Source organism: Streptomyces sp. NPDC090445 (assembly GCF_044769385.1).
Lineage (GTDB): Bacteria > Actinomycetota > Actinomycetes > Streptomycetales > Streptomycetaceae > Streptomyces.
In genome coordinates this window covers 73,249-96,033 of record NZ_JBIVXV010000010.1, presented here as the reverse complement: position 1 = coordinate 96,033, position 22,785 = coordinate 73,249, and the positions used below count along the sequence as shown (strand labels likewise).

Annotated in this window: 22 protein-coding genes; 15 read left to right on the top strand and 7 right to left on the bottom strand. The window is 72.7% G+C overall.

Annotation, left to right across the window (positions count from 1 at the left end):
- Window positions 1-29: 29 nt before the first annotated feature.
- Entirely contained in the window at window positions 30-881 is an 852-nt protein-coding gene (locus tag ACIQUT_RS21020) for a sulfurtransferase (RefSeq protein WP_403564548.1), read from the top strand.
- A gap of 170 nt (window positions 882-1,051) precedes the next feature.
- On the opposite strand, the gene sepH is transcribed toward ACIQUT_RS21020, so the two are convergent.
- From sepH to ACIQUT_RS21005, 3 genes are all read right to left on the bottom strand, one after another.
- Entirely contained in the window at window positions 1,052-2,104 is a 1,053-nt protein-coding gene (sepH, locus tag ACIQUT_RS21015; RefSeq protein ID WP_403564546.1) for a septation protein SepH, read from the bottom strand.
- A gap of 604 nt (window positions 2,105-2,708) precedes the next feature.
- Window positions 2,709-4,070 carry a D-arabinono-1,4-lactone oxidase gene (locus ACIQUT_RS21010; protein ID WP_403564544.1) on the bottom strand — a complete coding sequence of 454 codons (1,362 nt, stop codon included), beginning with the start codon at window positions 4,068-4,070 and terminating at the stop codon, window positions 2,709-2,711.
- Window positions 3,997-5,277, bottom strand: a complete 1,281-nt coding sequence (locus ACIQUT_RS21005; protein WP_403564543.1) for an MFS transporter — start codon at window positions 5,275-5,277, stop codon at window positions 3,997-3,999. The genes ACIQUT_RS21010 and ACIQUT_RS21005 overlap by 74 nt, the downstream gene beginning before the upstream one ends.
- A 171-nt stretch (window positions 5,278-5,448) precedes the next feature.
- Here ACIQUT_RS21005 and ACIQUT_RS21000 point away from each other — a divergent pair, with 171 nt between their 5' ends.
- Together ACIQUT_RS21000 and ACIQUT_RS20995 are read left to right on the top strand one after the other, a co-directional pair.
- Window positions 5,449-6,618 carry a ferrochelatase gene (locus ACIQUT_RS21000; RefSeq protein WP_403564542.1) on the top strand — a complete coding sequence of 390 codons (1,170 nt, stop codon included), beginning with the start codon at window positions 5,449-5,451 and terminating at the stop codon, window positions 6,616-6,618.
- A gap of 13 nt (window positions 6,619-6,631) precedes the next feature.
- Entirely contained in the window at window positions 6,632-7,471 is an 840-nt protein-coding gene (locus ACIQUT_RS20995) for an inositol monophosphatase family protein (protein WP_403564540.1), read from the top strand.
- A gap of 85 nt (window positions 7,472-7,556) precedes the next feature.
- Here the strand turns inward: ACIQUT_RS20995 and ACIQUT_RS20990 are convergent, their stop codons facing one another.
- Complete coding sequence (locus tag ACIQUT_RS20990; RefSeq protein WP_403564538.1) at window positions 7,557-7,724, bottom strand: hypothetical protein; 168 nt, start codon at window positions 7,722-7,724, stop codon at window positions 7,557-7,559.
- A gap of 243 nt (window positions 7,725-7,967) precedes the next feature.
- Here ACIQUT_RS20990 and ACIQUT_RS20985 point away from each other — a divergent pair, with 243 nt between their 5' ends.
- The 4 genes from ACIQUT_RS20985 (at window position 7,968) to ACIQUT_RS20970 (ending at window position 11,505) form a co-directional block, all read left to right on the top strand.
- On the top strand, window positions 7,968-8,621 hold the full coding sequence (locus ACIQUT_RS20985; RefSeq protein ID WP_179178221.1) for a response regulator transcription factor: 654 nt from the start codon (window positions 7,968-7,970) through the stop codon (window positions 8,619-8,621).
- 5 nt (window positions 8,622-8,626) lie between these two features.
- Window positions 8,627-9,877: a sensor histidine kinase gene (locus ACIQUT_RS20980; protein ID WP_403564535.1), complete on the top strand. Its 1,251-nt coding sequence runs from the start codon at window positions 8,627-8,629 to the stop codon at window positions 9,875-9,877.
- A 392-nt stretch (window positions 9,878-10,269) separates the two neighbouring features.
- Entirely contained in the window at window positions 10,270-10,566 is a 297-nt protein-coding gene (locus tag ACIQUT_RS20975; protein ID WP_179178219.1) for a DUF4193 domain-containing protein, read from the top strand.
- A gap of 12 nt (window positions 10,567-10,578) precedes the next feature.
- Complete coding sequence (locus tag ACIQUT_RS20970) at window positions 10,579-11,505, top strand: hypothetical protein (protein ID WP_403564533.1); 927 nt, start codon at window positions 10,579-10,581, stop codon at window positions 11,503-11,505.
- A gap of 118 nt (window positions 11,506-11,623) precedes the next feature.
- On the opposite strand, the gene ACIQUT_RS20965 is transcribed toward ACIQUT_RS20970, so the two are convergent.
- Window positions 11,624-12,097: a DUF3093 domain-containing protein gene (locus tag ACIQUT_RS20965; RefSeq protein ID WP_403564532.1), complete on the bottom strand. Its 474-nt coding sequence runs from the start codon at window positions 12,095-12,097 to the stop codon at window positions 11,624-11,626.
- A gap of 58 nt (window positions 12,098-12,155) precedes the next feature.
- Here ACIQUT_RS20965 and ACIQUT_RS20960 point away from each other — a divergent pair, with 58 nt between their 5' ends.
- The 7 genes from ACIQUT_RS20960 (at window position 12,156) to ACIQUT_RS20930 (ending at window position 18,891) form a co-directional block, all read left to right on the top strand.
- Window positions 12,156-12,740 (top strand): PaaI family thioesterase, encoded by a 585-nt coding sequence (locus ACIQUT_RS20960; protein ID WP_403564530.1) that lies wholly within the window; start codon window positions 12,156-12,158, stop codon window positions 12,738-12,740.
- Window positions 12,740-13,285: a dUTP diphosphatase gene (dut, locus tag ACIQUT_RS20955; RefSeq protein ID WP_403564529.1), complete on the top strand. Its 546-nt coding sequence runs from the start codon at window positions 12,740-12,742 to the stop codon at window positions 13,283-13,285. The genes ACIQUT_RS20960 and dut overlap by 1 nt, the downstream gene beginning before the upstream one ends.
- A gap of 1 nt (window position 13,286) precedes the next feature.
- Window positions 13,287-14,063, top strand: coding sequence for a DUF3710 domain-containing protein (locus tag ACIQUT_RS20950; RefSeq protein WP_403564527.1), 777 nt, complete (start codon window positions 13,287-13,289; stop codon window positions 14,061-14,063).
- A gap of 169 nt (window positions 14,064-14,232) precedes the next feature.
- Window positions 14,233-16,956, top strand: coding sequence for an ATP-binding protein (locus ACIQUT_RS20945; RefSeq protein WP_403564525.1), 2,724 nt, complete (start codon window positions 14,233-14,235; stop codon window positions 16,954-16,956).
- Window positions 16,953-17,639, top strand: coding sequence for a response regulator (locus ACIQUT_RS20940; RefSeq protein WP_179174693.1), 687 nt, complete (start codon window positions 16,953-16,955; stop codon window positions 17,637-17,639). The genes ACIQUT_RS20945 and ACIQUT_RS20940 overlap by 4 nt, the downstream gene beginning before the upstream one ends.
- 25 nt (window positions 17,640-17,664) lie before the next feature.
- On the top strand, window positions 17,665-18,084 hold the full coding sequence (locus tag ACIQUT_RS20935; RefSeq protein ID WP_403564523.1) for an OB-fold nucleic acid binding domain-containing protein: 420 nt from the start codon (window positions 17,665-17,667) through the stop codon (window positions 18,082-18,084).
- Window positions 18,085-18,087: 3 nt separating this feature from the next.
- A complete protein-coding gene (locus ACIQUT_RS20930; protein ID WP_403564522.1) occupies window positions 18,088-18,891 on the top strand; it encodes a DUF3159 domain-containing protein in 804 nt (267 codons plus the stop codon).
- A 241-nt stretch (window positions 18,892-19,132) separates the two neighbouring features.
- Here the strand turns inward: ACIQUT_RS20930 and ACIQUT_RS20925 are convergent, their stop codons facing one another.
- Both ACIQUT_RS20925 and ACIQUT_RS20920 read right to left on the bottom strand, forming a co-directional pair.
- On the bottom strand, window positions 19,133-19,798 hold the full coding sequence (locus ACIQUT_RS20925) for a potassium channel family protein (protein WP_403564520.1): 666 nt from the start codon (window positions 19,796-19,798) through the stop codon (window positions 19,133-19,135).
- Window positions 19,795-20,463 (bottom strand): potassium channel family protein, encoded by a 669-nt coding sequence (locus tag ACIQUT_RS20920; RefSeq protein WP_403564518.1) that lies wholly within the window; start codon window positions 20,461-20,463, stop codon window positions 19,795-19,797. The genes ACIQUT_RS20925 and ACIQUT_RS20920 overlap by 4 nt, the downstream gene beginning before the upstream one ends.
- A gap of 221 nt (window positions 20,464-20,684) precedes the next feature.
- On the opposite strand from ACIQUT_RS20920, the gene ACIQUT_RS20915 reads away from it, so the two are divergent.
- Window positions 20,685-22,736 (top strand): APC family permease, encoded by a 2,052-nt coding sequence (locus tag ACIQUT_RS20915; protein WP_403564516.1) that lies wholly within the window; start codon window positions 20,685-20,687, stop codon window positions 22,734-22,736.
- The last annotated feature ends 49 nt before the right edge of the window (window positions 22,737-22,785 follow it).

Genomic DNA, 22,785 nt, shown 5'->3' with positions numbered 1-22,785 from the left:
GGGCTGCGGGCGGGGAGGAAGATGGCTGCATGACTGCGAACTCTGCGATTCTCTCCGCCGCCGAACTGGCGGACGGGCTGGCCGGTCCCCGGCCGCCGGTGCTGCTGGACGTCCGCTGGCAGCTGGGCGGCCCCGACCTGCGGTCCGCGTACGAGGCCGGCCACCTGCCGGGCGCCGTGTACGTCGACCTCGACCGCGAACTGGCCGGTCCGCCGGGGTCGGGCGGGCGGCATCCGCTGCCGGACCCGGACGCGTTCGGGGCGGTCATGCGCCGGGCCGGGGTCAGGGCCGACACGGACGTGGTCGTGTACGACGGCGGCCTGGGCTGGGCCGCCGCCCGCGCCTGGTGGCTGCTGCGCTGGACGGGTCACACGCGGGTCCGGGTGCTGGACGGGGGCCTGGCCGCGTGGACCGCGGCGGGTGGTGCGCTGACGGACGAGCCGCCGACCCCTGTCGAGGGCGATTTCAAGCCAAGTCCGGGAGCCGTCGGTCTGCTCGACGCGGACGCCGCGGCAGCCCTGGCGCGCAGCGGGATCCTGCTCGACGCACGGGCCGGGGAGCGCTACCGGGGCGAGGTGGAGCCGATCGACCCGGTCGGCGGGCACATCCCCGGGGCGGTGTCGGCGCCGACGACGGAGAACGCGGGCCCGGACGGGCTGTTCCGGCCCGCGGAGGACCTGCGGGCCCGCTTCGCCGCGCTGGGCGCGGGCGGCACGGTGCCGGTGCCGGTGGGCGTGTACTGCGGTTCGGGTGTGTCGGGGGCGCACGAGGTGCTGGCCCTGGAGGTGGCCGGCATCCCGGCCGCGCTGTACGCCGGCAGCTGGTCGGAGTGGTCCTCGGACCCGGAGCGGCCGGTGGCCACGGGCCCGGACCCGCAGTAGCCGCGGGTGGGGCGGGGCGGGCCCGCCGGTGTCCCGGGGTGCCGCTGCGCGGAGCCGTTCCCCAGCCCCGCCCCTTCCCGAAACCGGGGCTCTGCCCCGGACCCCGTTCCGGGCGCTTCGCGCCCGGTGCGCTCAATCGCCGCGCGGGCTGGATTGCCCAGCCCGCGCGCTTACTCCTGTTTCTTGCGGCGGGTGCCGAAGACGATTTCGTCCCAGCTGGGGACCGCCGCGCGGCGGCCCGGGCGGACGCCGTCGGCCTCGGCCTGGCGGTCCGTGGTGCCGGTCAGCCGATCGCGGTGGCCTGCCACCGTCCGCGGCATGAGGACGTCCGCGTACGCGGCGCCCGCGCCCGCCGAGGCGGCCGGGGGCTCCTCGGCCTCCGCCTCCTCCGCCGGGGGGTCGTCGCGCTCGGGGACCACGAGGTCGCCGCGGAAGCTCGGCACCGCCTCCAGCAGGCTGGTGAGCGAGTCCCGCTCCTCCTCCGGCTCCGGCGCGGGCACCATGGGGCGCTCCGGCCGGTCGAGGGCGCGGTCGAGGGTGCGGTCGAGCGGGCGGTCCCGCGGCAGCCGGGCGATCCTCGGCACGAACGGGTAGCTCGGCTCCGGGGCGGTCGGCAGGTCGTCGGCCTCGCCGATCAGCGCGCGGGCCTCGTCGTCCACGGCCACGACCAGCCGGCGCGGCGGATCGTAGGTCCAGCTCGCCGAGTGGGTTTCGTTCGCGACCCGGTAGACCAGCAGGACCTCCCAGGTGCCGTCGTCGCGGCGCCAGGAGTCCCACTGGACGGAGTCCTTCTCGACGCCCCGCATCAGCAGCCGCTCCGCCACGGCCTCGCCGAGCTGGGGGCCGGTGTTCTCGCCGGGGCGGCGTACGGGGGTCTTGCGGGCCCGCTCCGCCATGAACGCGCGCTCGGCCAGCACCGGGCCCTCGAAGCGGCGTACGCGGTCGACGGGGATGCCGGCGAGCTGAGCGACCTCCTCCGCGGAGGCGCCGGCCCGTATGCGCGCCTGGATGTCGCGGGGGCGGAGGTGGCTCTCCACCTCGATCTCGATCTGGTTCAGGCGCGCGCGGTCGTTGCGCACGGCAGCCCGAAGCCGCTCGTCGATCGGAAGGGTGTACTCCGTGCTGTCCGCAGCCTTGAGCACCAGTCGTGTGCCGTCATTCGAGACGGCCACGACACGCAGTTCGGGCATGGGGACCTCCCGGGTGGTGCCTGCCGACGTCACGTGCGTCGCTGCTTCCGCTAGTCGAGTGTGGCCTGCCCGGGTGCAGCCTGCCACAACCTTGCCGAGTTCAACCGGCGTGTCGGGCATGCGCCCTTGATCGCCGTTATGGCACGGTTACCTGTTGGGTACGCACAGTGACCGAGTGGTTACTGTGCGCAGCAGGCGCCCGTGCAATGCCGCGGCATCACCGGTCCGAGTGCCGCTTTCCCCGTCAACCGGCCCCCTCTCCCGGGTCCGGACAGCCGAAAGGAAGGACGGCCCCCAGGCGTCGCCACAGTACTCCATTCGGGCCACCGCGGTGGACCGCCGCGCCGCCGAAATTGTCGGTGTCGGCGGCAGTTGGGCTGCCCCGGATCGGGCCGGAGCTGCGATCGTGCCCGTTTTCGGGTGTCTTGGTGCACAGAATCCGCAGAAACGGAGTCATTCGTTTCGCTCGGGAGTCGCGTGACTCCCGGGAGCGATGGGGCACGAGAGTCCAAGAGTGGTGGGACACACACCAGGTGACGGGGGGACAGGAAACGGAGGGGCGGGACCCCGGCCCGCGCCGCACGCGGTCCGGCGCCGCACCGGAGAACGGCGCCGGACCAGGGGTCCCGCGGCGGGCTCAGTCGCCCAGCACCCGCCTCAGGTAGTCGTTGCCGAAGCGCCGGTCCGGGTCCAGCCGGTCCCGCAGGGCCGTGAACTCGCCGAACCGCGGATAGGCCTCGGCGAGGTACGCGGCGTCCCGGGTGTGCACCTTGCCCCAGTGCGGCCGCCCGCCGTACGCGGTGAAGATGCGTTCGGCGGCGGTGAAGTAGGCCTGGTACGGCGTGCCCTTGTACATGTGCACGGCGATGTACGCCGTGTCCCGCCCCGAGGCCGTGGACAGCGTGATGTCGTCCGCCGGGGCCGTGCGCACCTCCACGGGGAAGCTGATGCGCAGCCGGGAGCGGTCGACCATCGCCTTGAGCTCCCGCAGCGCCGCGACGGCGTGCTCGCGCGGAAGGGCGTACTCCATCTCCACGAACCGCACCCGGCGCGGGCTGGTGAACACCTTGTACGGGATGTCCGTGTACGTGCGGGCGGACAGGGCGCGGCTGGCGACGCGGGCGATGCCGGGTATGGCCGCCGGGACGGCGCGGCCCAGCGAGTTGACGGCCTGGAAGACGCCGTTGGACAGGAGTTCGTCCTCGATCCAGGCGCTCACCGGCCCGGGCGGGGCGGCGGGGCCCTGGCTGCGGTTGTTGCGCTTGGTGTTGCAGTTGCCGGTGTGCGGGAACCAGTAGAACTCGAAGTGCTCGTTCTCCGCGAAGTGCTCCTCGAACTCCGCGGTCACCCGGTCGAAGCGCATGGGCTCCTCGCGGGCGGTCAGGAAGAACAGCGGCTCGACGGCGAAGGTGATCGCGGTGACGATGCCGAGCGCGCCGAGGCCGATCCGGGCGGCCGCGAAGACCGCGCGCTCCTCGTCGTTTCCCTTCTCCGAGCAGGCCAGCAACCGACCGTCCGCGGTGACCAGCTCCAGGCCGCGGATCTGGGCGGCGATGGAGGCGGAGTCGCGGCCGGTGCCGTGGGTGCCGGTGCCGGCCGCACCCGAGACCGTCTGCTCCATGATGTCGCCCATGTTGGTGAGCGACAGGCCCTCGGCGGCGAGCGCCCGGTTGAGGTCCTTCAGTGCCGTGCCCGCCGCCACCGTCACGGTGCCGGCGGCCCGGTCGATGCCGAGGATCCCGGCGAGCGCCTGGGGGCGCAGGAGCACCCCGTCGGTGGCGGCCGCCGCGGTGAAGGAGTGGCCGGTGCCGACCGCCTTCACCCGCAGCCCGTCCTCGGCGGCCCGCCGCACGGCCTCCTGGACCTCCCCGACCGAGGCCGGGGCCACCACCCGTGCCGGCCGGGCGGTGACGTTGCCCGCCCAGTTACGCCACGCTGCCGGATTCCGCGGTGTGCCCGGTGCCCCCGGCCGCCGCCGTCCTGCTGTGACCGTCCCCATCGTCAGCTGGCTCCTCCCCTTGCGCCGGCCTCGTCAGCCGGCGGTAACCCGCGAACGCGACCGCCGCCGCGGCGGCCCCCGCCGAGATGGAGACGACGTACCCGGTCTTCGCACCGGCGGCGTCGATGACCCAGCCGGCCGCGGAGGACCCGAGCGCGACACCGACCGCGAGACCGGTGCTGATCCAGGTCATGCCCTCGGTCAGCTTCGCGCGTGGTACGTGCGCCTCGATCAGGGCCATCGTGGTGATCATCGTGGGAGCGATCGCGAGGCCCGAGACGAAGAGCGCCACGGCCAAGAACGGCAGGTTCCCGGCCAGTAGGAGGGGGATCATACTCACGGCCATCGCACACACGCCCAGTACCCAACGGCGTTCGGCCTTCCCCTTCAGCTGGAGGAGGCCGAAGACGATGCCCGCGATGCAGGAGCCGGCCGCCCAGATCGCGAGGATGAAGCTGGCCGCGGACTTGTGGCCCTGCTCCTCGGCGAAGGCCAGGGTGACCACGTCGATGGAGCCGAAGATCGCGCCGGTCGCGACGAACGTGGCCATCAGCACCTGCAGGCCGGGGGAGGCCAGCGCGGAGGTGCGGTCGGCGGCCGGGTCGCGCGGGTGCGGGGGCGGCTCGGTGGCGCGCTGCGCGGTCAGCCACCAGACGCCCACCAGCAGGCAGAGCGCGGCGACCAGCGGGCCCGCCTCGGGGAACCAGGTGGTCGACAGGCCGATGGCGAGGATCGGGCCGAAGATGAAGCAGACCTCGTCGACGACGGACTCGAAGGAGTACGCCGTGTGCAGCTCGCGCGGCCGGTCGCGGTAGATCGCGGTCCAGCGGGCGCGGACCATCGAGCCGACGCTCGGCACGCAGCCCGCCAGCGCCGAGAAGAGGAACAGGGTCCAGTCCGGGAGCCCGTTCGCTGCGGACAGCAGCAGTCCGGCGACCGCGGCGAGCGCGACCAGGGTCGCCGGGCGGAGCACCCGCCGCTGGCCGTACTGGTCCACCAGGCGGGACACCTGCGGGCCGACGACGGCGGCGGACAGGGCCAGGGTCGCGGTGAGCGCGCCGGCCAGCGCGTAGCGGCCGGTGAGCTCGGAGATCATGGTGAGGATGCCGACGCCGACCATCGACAGCGGCATCCGGCCTATGAAGCCGGCGGTACTGAACCCCTTCGTGCCGGAGGCGGCGAAGATGGCGCGGTAGGGACTGGGCAAGGGCCCTCCGTAAGGGACGTCGCTGGCCCATACAGGTTACGTGTGCCGACAGGCGCCCGCACGGGGGTGGTCCAGACAGGAAGTTAGGTTTACCTTACCTGCGGTTCGGCGGGGGTGGGGCGCGGCGGGCCCCGTTCCCCGCCCCAGGGGCCGGGTGGCAGGATTCGAGGCATGTCAGACCAGCTCCGTGCCGCCGCCTCACCCCCGGCCCAAGGCCCTGCCGGCCCCTACGACGCCCTCCTGCTGCTCTCCTTCGGCGGCCCCGAGGGCCCCGACGACGTCGTCCCCTTCCTGGAGAACGTCACGCGCGGGCGCGGGATCCCGCGCGAGCGGCTCAAGGAGGTCGGACAGCACTACTTCGGCTTCGGCGGGGTCAGTCCGATCAACGCGCAGAACCGGCTGCTGCTGGACGCGCTGCGCAAGGACTTCGCCGACCACGGACTGGACCTGCCCGTCTACTGGGGCAACCGCAACTGGGCGCCGTACCTCACCGACGTGCTGCGGGAGATGGCCGCCGACGGACGCCGGCGCATCGCGGTGCTGGCGACCAGCGCCTACGCCTCCTACTCGGGCTGCCGCCAGTACCGCGAGAACCTCGCCGACGCGCTGGCCGCCCTGGAGCAGGAGGGCGTCGCCGAGCTGCCGCGGGTCGACAAGCTGCGGCACTACTTCAACCACTCCGGCTTCGTGCAGCCGATGATCGACGGCGTGCTGGCGGCGCTGGAGTCGCTGCCGGAGGAGGTGCGCGCGGGCGCCCGCCTGGCCTTCACCACGCACTCGATCCCGACCGCCGCCGCGGACGCCTCCGGCCCGGCCGGGGACCACACCGCCGGCGGCGAGGGCGGGGCGTACGTCCGGCAGCACCTGGACGTCGCCCGGGTGATCGCGGACGCGGTGCGCGCCGAGACGGGCACGGAGCTGCCCTGGGAGCTCGTCTACCAGTCGCGCAGCGGCGCCCCGCACATCCCGTGGCTGGAGCCGGACGTCTGCGACCACCTGGAGGCGCTCCACGGGGCCGGCGCGCCGGCGGTGGTGATGGTGCCGATCGGCTTCGTCTCGGACCACATGGAGGTCATGTACGACCTCGACACCGAGGCCCTGGCCAAGGCAGCGGAGCTGGGGCTGCCGGCGGTGCGCTCGGCGACGGTCGGCGCCGACCCGCGCTTCGCGGCGGCGGTCCGGGAGCTCCTGCTGGAACGGGCCGCGGCGGAGCGGGGCGAGCCGGTGGAGCGGTGCGCCCTGGGGCTGCTCGGCCCGAGCCACGACCTGTGCCCGGCCGGCTGCTGCCCGGCGCGGACCGCCCGGCCGGCGGCCGCGGGCGCCGACAGCCCGTACGCGTGAGGGGGAGCGCACCGTGACATCCGAATCCGAGACGCACGCGGGGCCCGCCGGGGCCCCGGACGGGCTGGCCGCCGAGCTGCTGGAGGTGGCCCGGGAGGCCGCCCGGGCCGCCGGCGAGCTGCTGCGGGACGGCCGGCCGGCCGATCTGGCGGTGGCCGCGACGAAGAGCAGCCCGATCGACGTGGTGACCGAGATGGACCTCGCCGCGGAGAAGCTGATCACCGCCGTCCTGGAGCGGCGGCGGCCGCACGACGGGATCCTGGGCGAGGAGGGCGCGGACCGGCGGGGCACCAGCGGGGTGCGCTGGATCGTGGACCCGCTGGACGGAACCGTCAACTACCTGTACGGCCTCCCGTCCTGGAGCGTGTCCGTCGCGGCCGAGTACGAGGGGGAGACCCTGGCCGGCGTGGTGGAGGCCCCGATGCGCGGGGAGACCTTCCACGCGGTGCTCGGCGGCGGCGCCTGGCTGGGGGAGACCCGGCTGGCCTGCCGGGCGGCCGCACCGCTGGACCAGGCCCTGGTGGCGACCGGGTTCGCCTACCTCCAGCCCCGCAGGGCGCAGCAGGCGGACGTCGCGCAGCAGGTGATCCCGCGGGTGCGGGACATCCGGCGGGGCGGGTCGGCGGCCATCGACCTCTGCGACGTGGCCGCGGGGCGGCTGGACGCGTACTACGAGCGCGGGCTCAACCCCTGGGACCTGGCGGCGGGGGTGCTGATCGCCCGCGAGGCGGGGGCGCTGACCGGCGGCCGGCCGGGGGAGCCCGCCTCCGGCGAGCTGGCGCTCGCGGGCACGCCGGCCGTGTTCGAGGCGCTGCAGCCGCTGCTGGAGGCGGCCGGGGCCTGGCACGACTGACGGCGTACGGCGGGAGTCCCGGGCCCGGACGTGCAGGGACCCCGGCCGCCTGCGGGCGGCCGGGGTCCGGGGGTGGGCGGGAGGATCAGCAGGCGGAGACGGGCACGCCGTGTTCTGCGGCAAGGCGCTGGAGGTCCTCCAGTTCGGCCTGTTCCACTTCCACGAGGTGGTCGTCGCCTGTCTCACGGGCGTGCTGGAGGTCGGACTGCGTGGTCCTGATGCGCTGCAGGAGACCTGTGGTGAATGCGTCCATGGTGGGTTCGCCCCCTCTTCGTGGGTCGGCGGCGGCACGCGGCAGCCGCCGTCAGGGAGTGGTCGGGGTGTTCTGACGTCCTCCCCGGCACCCTGGGCCCAGAAACCTCGCAAGCCCAGGGAATCCTCACTTCCGCCGTGGATCGGCCCCCGTGTGGCGCCTTACAGCCGGTTTACGGCTGAAACGGGCAGGATGGACGGCGCAATACACGTGTGCCCTGAGGGCTTGAGGGAAGGAAACGACGTGCGCGTACTCGTCGTCGAGGACGAGCAGCTGCTCGCCGATGCGGTGGCCACCGGACTGCGCCGCGAGGCCATGGCCGTGGACGTCGTGTACGACGGTGCCGCGGCCCTGGAGCGCGTCGAGGTCAACGACTACGACGTCGTCGTGCTGGACCGGGACCTCCCGCTCGTGCACGGCGACGACGTCTGCCGGAAGATCGTCGAGCTGGGCGTGCCCACGCGGGTGCTGATGCTGACCGCGTCCGGGGACGTGAGCGACCGGGTGGAGGGCCTGGAGCTCGGTGCCGACGACTACCTGCCCAAGCCCTTCGCCTTCACCGAGCTGACCGCCCGCGTGCGCGCCCTCGGGCGGCGTACGACCGTCGCCCTGCCCCCGGTGCTGGAGCGGGCCGGGATCCGGCTCGACCCGAACCGGCGGGAGGTGTTCCGCGAGGGCCGTGAGGTGCAGCTGGCGCCCAAGGAGTTCGCGGTGCTGGAGGTCCTCATGCGGAGCGAGGGGACCGTCGTCTCCGCCGAGCAGCTGCTGGAGAAGGCATGGGACGAGAACACCGACCCGTTCACGAACGTGGTCCGGGTCACGGTCATGACCCTGCGCCGCAAGCTCGGGGAGCCGCCGGTCATCGTGACCGTGCCGGGTTCCGGATACCGGATCTGACGAGGGTGGCACCGACTCCGGCGCCGCCGTCCGCGCCCCCGAAACCCGCCTGGGACCCCGGCCCGCCCGAGGGTCCCTTCCCTTGGCTCCGTCCCACCATCCGCATACGCCTCACCCTGCTCTACGGCGGCATGTTCCTGATCGCCGGGATCCTGCTGCTGTCGATCATCTACCTGCTGGCGGCGCAGGCGCTGCGGGAGGGCAACGCCCTCCCGTTCAAGATCGTCAGCGTCAGCGGGCAGAAGATCGTCGTCTCCAGCCCGACCTGTCCCGGGGTGGGCGGCGAGCAGCCCTTCGACCAGTTCTACGCCGCGATCCAGTCCTGCATGCTCGAACAGCGCCGGCACGCGCTGGACGACCTGCTCAGCCGGTCGCTGATGGCCCTGCTGGGGCTGAGCATCATCGCCTTCGCCTTCGGCTACGCCATGGCCGGCCGGGTGCTCTCCCCCCTGGGCAAGATCACCCGTACCGCCCGCCGCGTCGTGGGCTCCGACCTGACCCGGCGCATCGAGCTGGACGGGCCGGACGACGAGCTCAAGGAGCTCGCCGACACCTTCGACGAGATGCTCGACCGCCTGGAGCGGGCCTTCACCGCCCAGCAGCGGTTCGTCGCCAACGCCTCGCACGAGCTGCGCACCCCGCTGGCGATCAACCGGACGCTCCTGGAGGTGCACCTGTCCGATCCGGGCGCGCCCGTGGAGCTGCAGCAGCTGGGCAAGACCCTGCTCGCGACCAACGAGCGCAGCGAGCAGCTGGTCGAGGGCCTGCTGCTGCTGGCCCGCAGCGAGAACCAGATCGTCGAGCGCAAACCCGTGGACCTGGCCGAGGTCGCCTCGCGGGCCATCGACCAGGCCCGGGCGGAGGCCGGGGCGAAGGGCGTGGAGGTCCGCGGCGAGCGCGCCCCGGCGGTCGTGCAGGGCAACGGCGTGCTCCTGGAGCGGATCGCGCTCAACCTGGTGCAGAACGCCGTCCGGTACAACGTGCCGGAGGGCGGCTGGGTGGAGGTCACCACCGAGGCCCAGCACGGCCAGGCGGTCCTCGTGGTGTCGAACACCGGTCCGGTGGTCCCCGCGTACGAGGTGGACAACCTCTTCGAGCCCTTCAGACGGCTGCGTACGGAGCGCACGGGCAGCGACAAGGGTGTCGGCCTGGGGCTGTCCATCGCGCGCTCCGTGGCGCGCGCCCACGGCGGGCGGATCACGGCGACGCCGAGGGAGGGCGGAGGCCTCGTGATGCGCGTCACGTTGCCCCTCTGAATCCCCGAATCCTTGTTCGCCGACAGCTGAATGACTGGCCTGTGAACAAGTTGAATTCTGTGTGATCGGTCACATGGTCGAGTGTGGGGTCATGTGCGTTCAGTGGCCCAAAGAAGGCGCGGAAGGCCTGGAAAGTCCGGCAAGTCCGGGTTTCCGGGCACCCGCCCGGCGGAAAATACACCGGGTGGCCTTTGTGCAAGGCGGTCTGTGGACCGTGTACGGTCCCGGTCGTCATCCCAGCCGGTCGCCCCTTCAGGCGCGCGGCTGGGTGTCGATTGAGTAACAGACCTTGATGTGAGGCAAAATCTCCGCCTCAGGTCGGGCACAAGTCCGGCCTCTCGCGCGTTACGTGCGCTGAGACACCGCTAAATCCCAGAGGGGGAGAGCGAAACATGGCAACGGACTACGACACCCCACGCAAGACCGACGAAGACGTCGACAACGACAGCATCGAAGAGCTGAAGGCCCGGCGGAACGACAAGTCGGCCTCGAGCGTCGACATCGACGACTTCGACGCCGTGGAGGGCATGGAGCTCCCCGGCGCGGACCTCTCCAACGAGGAGCTGGCCGTCCGGGTGCTGCCCAAGCAGGCCGACGAGTTCACCTGCATGAGCTGCTTCCTGGTGCACCACCGCAGCCAGCTGGCGCGGGAGAAGAACGGTCAGCCGATCTGCCGCGACTGCGACTGAGAGGCGTCGGCCGTGACCGGCTCGACACCCTTCCGCAGGCTTCGCCTCCGGAAGTCCGCTGATCCGGCGGAGACACCGGCGGGAGCCACCGGCCCGGAAACGGGCACAGGAGCTCCCGGCGTCCCCGTCGTGCACTCCGACACCGCCGCGGTGGCCCCGGCGGCCGCGGAGTCCGGCCCAGGGCGCCGGCAGCGGGCCGGAGCCCGTCGGCTGCAGGCCGTCAAGAGCGGTGTGCGCAAGGGCGGCGAAGGCGCCAGGGCCGCCGCCCTGTACATCGCGGACCGCATCATCGAGATCGCCCCGCGCATCCCGGTCCGGGACCTCGCGACCCTGCGGGCCCAGTTCCCGGGCCTCGGCCCCGATCAGCTGGCAGACAAGCTGATCGCCGGCGCCGCGAACGGCACCTCCACGGTGGGCGCGGGCATCGGTGCGGCGGCCATGCTGCCCGTGCCGCCCGCCATGCCCGTGGAACTGGCCACGGAGATCACCGGCGTCGCCGCCATAGAGCTCAAGCTCGTCGCCGAGCTCCACGAGGTCTACGGCCTGCGGCCCCCCGGCAACGTCAAGGACCGCAGCCTCGCCTACCTGACCGCATGGACCGAGGAGCGCGGCGTCGACCTCACGAGGCCGTCGACGCTGAACTCCGTCGTCAGCGGCCACATGAAGAGCGAACTGCGCCAGCAGATCATGAAGCGGATGATCCGCAGCCTGCCGAACCTGATGCCGTTCATGGTGGGCGCGGCCGTCGGCGCGGTCATGAACCGCCGTGACACCCGCAGGCTCGCCGAGAAGGTCCGTGCGGACCTGCAGGGCCGGGCCGTGCCCTGGAGCGCCCTGCCGTCGCTTCCGCCCCTGCAGCTGCCCGCCCAGCGCCTCCCCGAGGCCCCTGGCGACCCCGGGCCCGCCCTCGAAGGACCGCGTACCGAGCCCCAGGGCTGATCCCGGGGCCGGACCGGGAGCGGGAGCATGCCCCGGCCCGGCGGCGCGCCCGGCCGCCCGGATGCCCGGCCGCCCGGATGCCCGGCCGCCCGGATGCCCGGATACCCGGTTGCCCCGGTCAGCCCGCGGCCGGGGAAGCGGCCCTGGCCGCCCGGACCGCCGCGGCCAGCGCCTCGGGCCGCCGGCTGGAGAGGTACACGTACGGCGTCGGGTCGGCCGGGTCCGTCACCGGGATCCGCACCGCCCCCGGGACGTAGCTGCGCATCAGCATGAACGCACGGGTGTCCGCCTTGTACGTCCGCCAGGCGCGCGCCTCCTCCGCGTCCAGCACCTCGGGCTCGCCCAGGGCCGACACCGGGATCCGCGCGTCCCCGGCGGCCAGCGACCCGTTCACCACGCGCACGCGCGCGGAACCGTACGAGCTGACCAGCAGCCCCGCCAGCGCCGCGCCCCCGATCAGCCCGGCCAGCAGCGGCAGCGTGCCCAGCGGCAGCAGCATCAGGGCGCCGGCGAGCCCGGTGAGTACGGCGATGCCCCACCAGGAGCGGGGGGCGGTCAGGCGTTCGTCGTGGTGCGCGGGGGAGAGCTGCATGGCGTCAAGCCTGCCACGACGCGACCGGCGGGTAGCGGCGCGGGTAAGGTCTGCGCCTGTGAGTGGACGAAACACAGCGTTGACGCCCCCGGACGATGCCGCCGCACCCGTCCGGCACCCCGAGGCCCCGGCGCCCGGCGAACCGCTCGGTTCGCACTACGAGCACTGCTTCGGCTGCGGCGGGGGCCAGCCGCACGGGCTCCACCTGGAGGCGCGGGCGGGCGACGGCGTGAGCGTCACCGCCGAGTTCACCGTCAGGCCCGTCCACCAGGGTGCTCCGGGCCTCGCGCACGGCGGCGTCCTGGCCACCGCGCTCGACGAGACGCTGGGCTCCCTGAACTGGCTGCTGCGCGTCATCGCGGTGACGGGGCGGCTGGAGACCGACTTCGTGCGGCCGGTGCCCGTGGGCACCGTGCTGCACCTGCGGGCCGAGGTGACCGCCGTCGCCGGCCGCAAGATCTACTGCACCGCGGTCGGCCGGATGGACGGCCCCGACGGCCCCGTGGCCGTACGCGCGGACGCGCTCTTCATAGAGGTGAAGGTCGACCACTTCATCGACAACGGTCGGCCCGAGGAGATTCGGGCGGTCATGGCCGACCCGGACCAGGTCAGGCGCGCACGCGCCTTCGAGGTGAACCCCTGATGGCTCTGAACAATCACGACCCCCGTCCCGCGATCGACGTGCTGATCAAGCGCGTCGACCCCGAGGTGCCCCTCCCCGCGTACGGCCACCCCGGCGACGCCGGCTGCGACCTGGTGACCACCGAGGCCGCCGAGCTCGCGCCCGGCGAGCGCGCGGTGCTGCCCACCGGGGTCTCGATCGCCCTGCCCGACGGGTACGCGGCGTTCGTGCACCCGCGTTCGGGACTGGCCGCCCGCTGCGGGCTCGCGCTGGTGAATGCCCCAGGGACGGTGGATGCCGGGTACCGTGGGGAGATCAAGGTGATCGTGGTCAATCTCGATCCGCGCGAGAGCGTCCGGTTCGAGCGCTTCGACCGCATTGCCCAGCTGGTTGTCCAGCGGGTCGAGAAGGTGCGCTTCCACGAGGTGGCGGAGCTTCCCGGCTCGGCGCGGGCCGACGGGGGGTTCGGCTCCACCGGAGGCCATGCGGCCGTGGCCGGAAACGGCGCTGGTCAGCAGGGTGGGAATGGCTACGCTTCGGTCGTATCCGACCGGGAAGGACAGTGACGTGTTCGGACGTCGCAAGAAGAACGACTCCGCCAAGGACGGCGGCGCGGCCGAGCAGGTCGTGGACGGCGTGGCTGCCGATGGCCAGGACGGCGAGGAGATCGACGCCGCCCCCCGCAGGGTGAACCTGCCGCCGGCTCCGCGACCCGACGGCCCGTGGGACGTCACCGAGGTGCCCGGTTCCCCGGCAGAGGGCCGGGTCGACCTCGGCGGCATCCTCGTACCGGGTGTCGAGGGCATGGAACTGCGCGTCGAGGTCGCCGGTGACGCGATCGTCGCCGCGACGGTCGTGCTGGGCGACAGCGCCGTGCAGCTGCAGGCCTTCGCCGCACCCAAGAAGGAAGGCATCTGGGGCGAGGTCCGCGAGGAGATCGCGGCCGGCATCGTCCAGCAGGGCGGCCTCATCGACGAGGTCGAGGGCCCGCTCGGCTGGGAGCTGCGCGCCCAGGTGCCCGTGCCGATGCCCGACGGCCAGACCGGCGCCCAGCTGGTCCGCTTCGTCGGCGTCGACGGTCCGCGCTGGTTCCTGCGCGGCGTCATCTCCGGCCAGGGCGCGGTGCGCCCCGAGTCGGCGGGCGTGCTGGAGGCCATCTTCCGGGACACCGTCATCGTTCGCGGTGACGGCCCGATGGCTCCGCGCGACCCGATCGTGCTCAAGCTGCCGAACGACGCCCAGATGGTGCCGGACGGCGTGCAGACCGATGACCAGGAGGGCTCCCGCTTCTCCGGCGGCATGGGCCAGCTGGAGCGCGGCCCGGAGATCACCGAGGTCCGCTGACCCGCTCCTGCCGGAACCGGCCGTGTGCCGGCGTGCGCGACACGGGCCGCACCCCCTCGGGGTGCGGCCCGCAGCCGTCTCCGGTGGCGGGCGTCAGGGATGCGTCAGAGATGGGCGGACGACCGGCCAAAAGTGCGTGAACAGCACAAACGTCCTTGAGAATGGGCGCATGGCACGCGGCAAGCTTCGGATCTACCTCGGCGCGGCCCCCGGTGTGGGCAAGACGTACGCCATGCTCTCCGAGGCACACCGCCGCGTGGAGCGCGGCACGGACTGCGTGGTGGGCTTCGTCGAGCACCACGGGCGGGCCCGCACGGAGGTGCTGCTCCACGGCCTGGAGGCCGTCCCGCGCCGGGAGGTCGCGTACCGGGGCGCGGTGTTTCCCGAGATGGACGTGGACGCGGTGCTGGCGCGGCGGCCGGCGGTGGCGCTGGTGGACGAGCTCGCGCACACGAACGTGCCGGGCTCGCGGAACGCCAAGCGCTGGCAGGACGTCGAGGAGCTGCTGCAGGCGGGCGTCGACGTGGTCTCGACGGTGAACATCCAGCACCTGGAGTCGCTGGGCGACGTCGTGGAGACCATCACGGGGGTGCGCCAGCGGGAGACGGTGCCGGACGAGGTGGTGCGGCGGGCGGACCAGATCGAGCTGGTCGACATGTCGCCGCAGTCCCTCAGACGGCGCATGGCGCACGGCAACGTCTACGCGCCGGACAAGGTCGACGCGGCGCTCTCGAACTACTTCCGGCCGGGCAACCTGACGGCGCTGCGCGAGCTGGCGCTGCTGTGGGTCGCGGACCGGGCGGACGAGTACCTCCGGGAGTACCGGGGCGAGCACGGCATCCGCGCCACCTGGCAGGCCCGCGAGCGCATCCTCGTCGGGCTGACCGGCGGACCGGAGGGGCGCACGCTGATCCGGCGGGCGGCGCGGCTGGCGGAGAAGGGCGCGGGCGGCGAGGTCATGGCCGTGTACGTCGCCCGCAGCGACGGCCTGACCGCGGCCTCCCCGAAGGAGCTCGCCGTCCAGCGCACCCTGGTCGAGGACCTCGGCGGAACGTTTCACCATGTGATCGGCGACGACGCCGCCACCGGCCTGCTGGAGTTCGCCCGCGGGGTCAACGCCACCCAGATCGTGCTCGGCTCCAGCCGCCGCAGGCCCTGGCAGTACGCCTTCGGGCCCGGCGTCGGCGTCACCGTGGCCCGGGAGTCCGGACCCGACCTCGACGTGCACATCGTCACCCACGAGGAGGCCGCCAAGGGGCGCCGCCGCGGCCTGCCGCCCGCCCGCTCGGTCGCCCTGCTCGGCCGGACCCGGGTCATCGCCGGCTGGGCGGTCGGCACCGTCTGCCCTGCCCTGCTGGCGATCCTGCTCACGCACGTCGACGCCGACCCGGGCCTGGCCAACGAGATGCTGCTGTTCCTGGCGCTCACCGTGGCCGCCGCGCTGCTGGGCGGGCTCTACCCGGCGCTGGCCTCGGCCGCCTTCGGATCGCTGCTGCTCAACTGGTTCTTCGCGCCGCCCGTGCACCGCCTGACGATCTCCGACCCCAAGAACATCGTGGCCATCTCGGTCTTCTTCGGCGTCGCGGTCTCCGTCGCCTCGGTGGTCGACCTCGCCGCCCGCCGCACCCACCAGGCGGCCCGGCTGCGCGCCGAGTCCGAGATCCTGTCCTTCCTCGCGGGCAGCGTGCTGCGCGGCGAGACCACCCTGGACGCACTGCTGGAGCGGGTCCGCGAGACCTTCGCCATGGAGTCCGTGGCCCTGCTGGAGCGCGGCGGCGACCGGGAGCCCTGGAAACCGGCGGGCAGCGTCGGCCCGCACCCTGCCGCCCGCCCCGAGGACGCCGACGTGGACATGCCGATCGGGGACCGGATGGCGCTGGCCCTGACGGGGCGGGTGCTGCCCGCCGAGGACCGCCGCGTCCTGGGCGCCTTCGCCGCACAGGCGGCCGTCGTCGTGGACCGGCAGCGCCTCCTCGGCGAGGCCGAGGAGGCCCGCCGCCTCGCCGAGGGCAACCGGATCCGCACCGCGCTGCTGGCCGCCGTCAGCCACGACCTGCGGACCCCGCTCGCCGGGATCAAGGCCTCCGTGTCCTCCCTGCGCTCCGACGACGTGGAGTGGTCCGAGGAGGACCGGGCCGAGCTGCTGGAGGGCATCGAGCAGGGCGCCGACCGGCTCCACCACCTGGTGGGCAACCTCCTCGACATGTCCCGGCTGCAGACCGGCACCGTCACCCCGCTGATCCGCGAGATCGACCTCGACGAGGTGGTCCCGATGGCCCTGGGCGGCGTACCCGAGGACAGCGTCGTCCTGGACGTCCCCGAGACGCTGCCGATGGTCGCGGTCGACCCGGGGCTGCTGGAGCGGGCCGTGGCCAACGTCGTGGAGAACGCCGTCAAGTACAGCCCGGCGCACGAGCCGGTGCTCGTCGCCGCCAGCCACCTCGGCAGCCGGGTCGAGGTACGCGTCGTCGACCGCGGCCCCGGCGTCCCCGACGAGGCCAAGGACCGCATCTTCGAACCCTTCCAGCGCCACGGCGACGCCCCCCGCGGGACCGGCGTCGGCCTCGGGCTCGCCGTCGCCCGCGGCTTCGCCGAGGCCATGGACGGGACGCTGGCCGCCGAGGACACTCCGGGGGGCGGGCTGACCATGGTGCTCACCCTGCGCGCCGCCCCGCGCGGGCGCGCGCCGGCGCCCGGCCACATCCCGGACCGCGACCCGACCGACCCCTTGCCCGAGCCGACCGACCCGTTGCCTGGCCCGGCCGACGCCTCGCCCGAGCCCGCCCCGGCCGACGCCTCGCCTGACCCGACCGGCCCAACCGGCCGCTCGCCTGACCCGACCGATCCCACCGACCCGATACGCCCCGTACGGCAGAAAGCAGGACCTTCATGACCCGGGTGCTCGTGGTGGACGACGAGCCGCAGATCGTCCGAGCCCTCGTGATCAACCTCAAGGCGCGCAAGTACGAGGTCGACGCCGCCGCCGACGGCGCCGGCGCCCTGGAGCTCGCGGCCGCCCGCCACCCCGACGTGGTCGTCCTGGACCTCGGCCTGCCCGACATGGACGGCGTCGAGGTGATCAAGGGGCTGCGGGGCTGGACCCGGGTCCCGATCCTGGTCCTGTCCGCCCGGCACAGCTCCGACGAGAAGGTCGAGGCCCTGGACGCCGGCGCCGACGACTACGTCACCAAGCCCTTCGGCATGGACGAGCTGCTCGCGCGGCTGCGGGCCGCCGTGCGCCGGGCCGAGCCCGCCGCCGGCGCCGGCGGGGAGGAGGTCGTCGTCGAGACCGACGGCTTCACGGTGGACCTGGCCGCGAAGAAGGCGGTGCGCGAGGGGCGCGACGTACGGCTCACGCCCACCGAGTGGCACCTGCTGGAGGTGCTCGTCCGCAACGCCGGCAAACTGGTCGGCCAGAAGCAGCTGCTCCAGGAGGTGTGGGGGCCCTCGTACGGCACGGAGACGAACTACCTGCGCGTCTACATGGCGCAGCTGCGGCGCAAACTTGAAGCGGACCCCTCGCATCCGCGGCACTTCATCACGGAACCGGGCATGGGATACCGCTTCGAGAGGTAGTGCGGGCGCCGGTACGCTTCCTGGTATGAGTGCTGAACCGCGTCCCGAGAAGTCCGCCAAGCCGGTCCGGCAGGCGGGCCGGTTCCGCCGGATGATCGAGCGGCTGTCCTCCTCCCAGGAGGAGCTGCATTCGGCGGAGCTGCAGGAGGACGCAGAAGCCGCGGGATGCACGCGGATCTGCGATTCCCACGACCGCGAGATAGTCAAGGTCACCGGGACCCTGCGTACCGTCACCCTCCGGCCCCGTGCGGGCGTCCCCGCGCTGGAGGCGGAGCTCTTCGACGGCTCCGCCGCACTGGACGTGGTCTGGCTGGGCCGTCGCTCGATCGTGGGAATCGAGCCGGGCCGCCGCATGATCGCCTCCGGTCGGATCGCCATGAGCCACGGTCGCCGGGTCCTCTTCAATCCGAAGTACGAACTCCGACCGCTCGGACAGGAGCACTGACCGGTGACGTCACTCGACAAACCCCCGACGCCCCCCGGGCAGCCCGCCCACGGGCCGCAGGGACACCACGGACCCCAAGGACCCCACGGACCCCAGGGACAGGGTCCGGATCCCGCCGCTGACCAGGGCGCGGTGACCCAGGCGGCGCTCTTCGACGCCTTCGGCGGCATCCGGGGCACGGTGGAGACGATGCTCCCCGGCCTGCTCTTCGTGATGATCTACACGATCAACAAGGACGTGAAGATGTCCGCCATCGCGGCGGGCGCGGTCGCGGTCCTGCTGGTGATCGTGCGGCTGCTGCGCCGGGACACCGTCAAGCACGCCTTCAGCGGGGTCTTCGGCGTGGGCGTGGGCGTGGCCTTCGCGCTCTTCACCGGCAGCGCCAAGGGCTTCTACCTGCCCGGCATGATCTACGGCGCCGGGCTGGGCGTGGCCTTCACGCTGTCCGCGCTGGTGGGCTTCCCGCTGCTGGGGGTGATGCTGGGGCCGGTGTTCAAGGAGAACATGTCCTGGCGCACCCGCAACCCCGGCCGGAAGAAGGCGTACACCAAGGCCAGCCTGGCCTGGGGCCTCATCTTCCTCGCCAAGTACGCGATCCTCTTCCCGCTGTACTGGTGGGGCGACGCGACCCAGCTGGGCTGGCTGCTGATCGCGCTGAAGCTGCCGCCCATGGTCCTCGCGGTCTACTTCACGTGGGTGTTCCTCGCGAAGGCGCCGCCGCCGATCGACGTGATGGCGGAGTACGAGGCGGAGGAGGCCGCGCGGAAGGCGGCCAAGGCCGCGGCCTCCCGGCAGCCGGGGGCCTGACGGCCCCGGCCGTCAGGCCGCTGTGACGGGACGAGGCGGGGCGAAGGGGCGGACAGCCGGGCAACCGGCCGTCCGCCCCTTCCCCCTTCCCCGTGCCGCGGGCCCGGGCCGGGCCCGCGTGCAGCACGCCGCGCGGCCGCGGGCCGAGCGTGCCGCTGTCGGGCCGAGGGTGCCGCGGCCGGGCCGAGGGTGCCGCCGTCGGGCCTTGCCGGCGCGGCGGCGGCACCGTCGTTGCTACTGGCTACTGCCGCGGGGCCTGCAGCAGGTCCTCCAGCTGGCCCTCGCGGGCCTGGGCTGCCACGAACAGCAGCTCGTCGCCCGGCTCCAGGGTCTCCTCCGCGTGCGGGGTCAGGACCCGGTTGCCGCGGATGATCGTGACCAGCGAGGTGTCCTCGGGCCAGCGGATCTCGCTGATCTGGGTTCCGGCGACCGGGGACTCCGCGGGCAGGGTCAGCTCGACCAGGTTGGCGTCGCCGTGGCTGAAGCGGAGCAGGCGCACCAGGTCGCCGACGCTGACGGCCTCCTCCACCAGGGCCGACATCAGGCGCGGCGTGGACACGGCCACGTCGACGCCCCAGGCCTCGTTGAAGAGCCACTCGTTCTTCGGGTTGTTCACGCGCGCCACGACCCGCGGAACCCCGTACTCGGTCTTGGCCAGCAGGGAGACGACCAGGTTGACCTTGTCGTCACCGGTCGCCGCGATGACCACGTTGCAGCGCTGCAGCGCCGCCTCGTCCAGCGAGGTGATCTCGCAGGCGTCGGCCAGCAGCCACTCGGCCTGCGGCACCCGCTCCACCGAGATGGCGGTCGGGGCCTTGTCGACGAGGAGCACCTCGTGCCCGTTCTCCAGCAGCTCGCCCGCGATGGAACGGCCCACCGCGCCGGCTCCGGCGATCGCGACCCTCATGCGTGTGCCTCCTCGGGGCCCTCGGCGAAGGCCGCCTCGACCTTGTCGATTTCGTCCGTGCGCATCATCACGTGGACGAGGTCGCCCTCCTGCAGGACCGTCTGCGACGTCGGCAGCATGGCCTCGCCCAGGCGGGTGAGGAACGCCACGCGGACGCCCGTCTCCTCCTGGAGCCGGCTGACCTTGTGCCCGATCCAGGCCGGGGAGGTGTGCACCTCGGCGAGCTGCACCCCGCCGCTCGGGTCGCGCCACAGCGGCTCGGCCCCGGACGGCAGGAGCCGGCGCAGCATCTGGTCGGCGGTCCACCGCACGGTGGCCACGGTGGGGATGCCCAGGCGCTGGTAGACCTCGGCGCGCTTGGGGTCGTAGATGCGGGCGGCGACGTTCTCGACGCCGAACATCTCGCGGGCCACGCGGGCGGCGATGATGTTGGAATTGTCACCACTGCTGACGGCGGCGAACGCGCCCGCGTCCTCGATACCGGCCTCGCGCAGCGTGTCCTGGTCGAAGCCGACGCCGGTGACGCGGCGGCCGCCGAACCCGGCCCCCAGCCGGCGGAAGGCGGTGGGGTCCTGGTCGATCACCGCGACCGTATGCCCCTGCTGTTCCAAGGTCTGCGCGAGGGCGGAGCCCACCCTTCCGCATCCCATAATGACGATGTGCACGGCCGTCCTTCCGGCTGTCAGCGCTCGCTGGTTCGCAGCCTCAATACATGCTCTGGCTTCACAGGGTCTCAGACCACCGCCCAAGCTACACACGGGTGGTCGGCCGTGGCAGCGCATCGGAGGTGCTTCCAGGGCGCATCACCGGCGCATCCGAGGTTCATTGCGCCGGAATACCGGCGGGGGGTTCGTCACCCCGATTTCGAACGCATACGATCCTCTCCGTGTCCAAACTGACCGACCTGCCCAAACGGATCCTGATCGGCCGGGCGCTGCACCGCGACCGCCTCGGAGAAACACTCCTCCCGAAGCGGATCGCCCTCCCCGTGTTCGCGTCCGACCCGCTCTCCTCGGTGGCATACGCCCCCGGTGAGGTCCTGCTCGTTCTGTCCATCGCGGGTGTGTCGGCGTACCACTTCAGCCCCTGGATCGCCGCCGCGGTCGTCGTGCTGATGTTCACCGTGGTCGCCTCGTACCGCCAGAACGTCCACGCCTACCCCAGCGGCGGCGGCGACTACGAGGTCGCCAACACCAATCTCGGCCCCAAGGCCGGCCTCACCGTCGCGAGCGCCCTGCTCGTCGACTACGTACTGACCGTGGCCGTGTCGATCTCCTCCGGAGTGGAGAATCTCGGCTCCGCCGTGGATTTCGTCATCGAGCACAAGGTGCTCTCGGCGATCGTCATGATTCTCCTGCTCACACTGATGAATCTCCGCGGTGTGAAGGAATCCGGGAAGCTCTTCGCGATCCCGACGTACGTGTTCGTCGGCGCCGTCTTCGCAATGATCATCTGGGGTGCCTGGCGCGGCCTCGTCCTCGGCGACACCATGCAGGCGCCCACCGCCAACCTCGAAATCAAGCCCGAGCACCAGGGACTCGCCGGATTCGCGCTGCTCTTCCTGCTCCTGCGGGCCTTCTCCTCCGGCTGTGCCGCCCTGACCGGCGTCGAGGCGATCAGCAACGGCGTCCCCGCCTTCCGCAAGCCCAAGAGCAAGAACGCCGCTTCGACGCTCGCCCTCATGGGCCTCCTCGCGGTCACCATGTTCTGCGGGATCATCGGCCTGGCCATGGCCACCGACGTGCGGATGGCCGAGACGCCCGCCACCAACCTGCTCGACAACGGCGTCCCCGTCGGCCCCGACTTCGTGCAGAACCCGGTGATCTCCCAGGTGGCCGAGGCCGTCTTCGGCAACGGCAGCATCGCCTTCATCATCCTGGCGACCGCCACCGCGCTCGTGCTGTTCCTGGCCGCCAACACCGCGTACAACGGCTTCCCGCTGCTCGGCTCGATCCTCGCCCAGGACCGCTACCTGCCGCGCCAGCTGCACACCCGCGGTGACCGGCTCGCCTTCTCCAACGGCATCGTGCTGCTGGCCGGCGCCGCCATGCTGCTGGTGTGGATCTACGACGCCGACTCCACCAAGCTGATCCAGCTCTACATCGTCGGCGTGTTCGTCTCCTTCACGCTGAGCCAGATCGGCATGGTCCGGCACTGGAACCGGCACCTGAAGACCGAGCGCGACAAGTCCGCGCGCAACCGGATGATCCGCTCCCGCGCGATCAACACCTTCGGCGCGATCTTCACCGGCCTGGTCCTGGTCGTCGTCCTCGCCACCAAGTTCACGCACGGCGCGTGGGTCGCCCTGCTCGGCATGCTGATCTTCTACGGCACGATGACCGCGATCCGGAAGCACTACGACCGGGTCTCCGAGGAGATCGCCGCCGCCGAGGGGCCGAGCGACGACAGCGTCCGCCCGTCCCGCGTCCACTCGATCGTCCTGGTCTCCAAGGTCCACAAGCCCACGCTGCGCGCCCTGGCCTTCGCCAAGCTGACCCGCTCCGACACCCTGGAGGCGCTCAGCATCAGCGTCGACCCGGCCGAGACCAAGGCCCTGCGGGCCGAGTGGGAGCGACGCGGGATCAACGTCCCGCTCAAGATCCTCGACTCCCCGTACCGCGAGATCACCCGCCCGGTCGTCGAGTACGTGAAGGGCCTGCGCAGCGAGAACCCGCGCGACGCCGTCAGCGTGTACATCCCCGAGTACGTCGTCGGCCGCTGGTACGAGCACCTGCTGCACAACCAGAGCGCGCTCCGGCTCAAGGGCCGCCTGCTGTTCACCCCGGGCGTCATGGTCACGTCCGTCCCCTACCAGCTGCAGTCCTCGGAGCTCGCGAAGAAGCGGGCGAGGAAGCGGCAGGAGTGGAACGCCCCGGGCTCGGTGCGCCGCGGACCGGTGGACACGCCGCGCCCGGCGAAGACCGCGGCGAAGCAGTAGCCGTACGAGCAGCAGCGGCAGCCGGCGTGGCGAACGGCCGGACGGGATC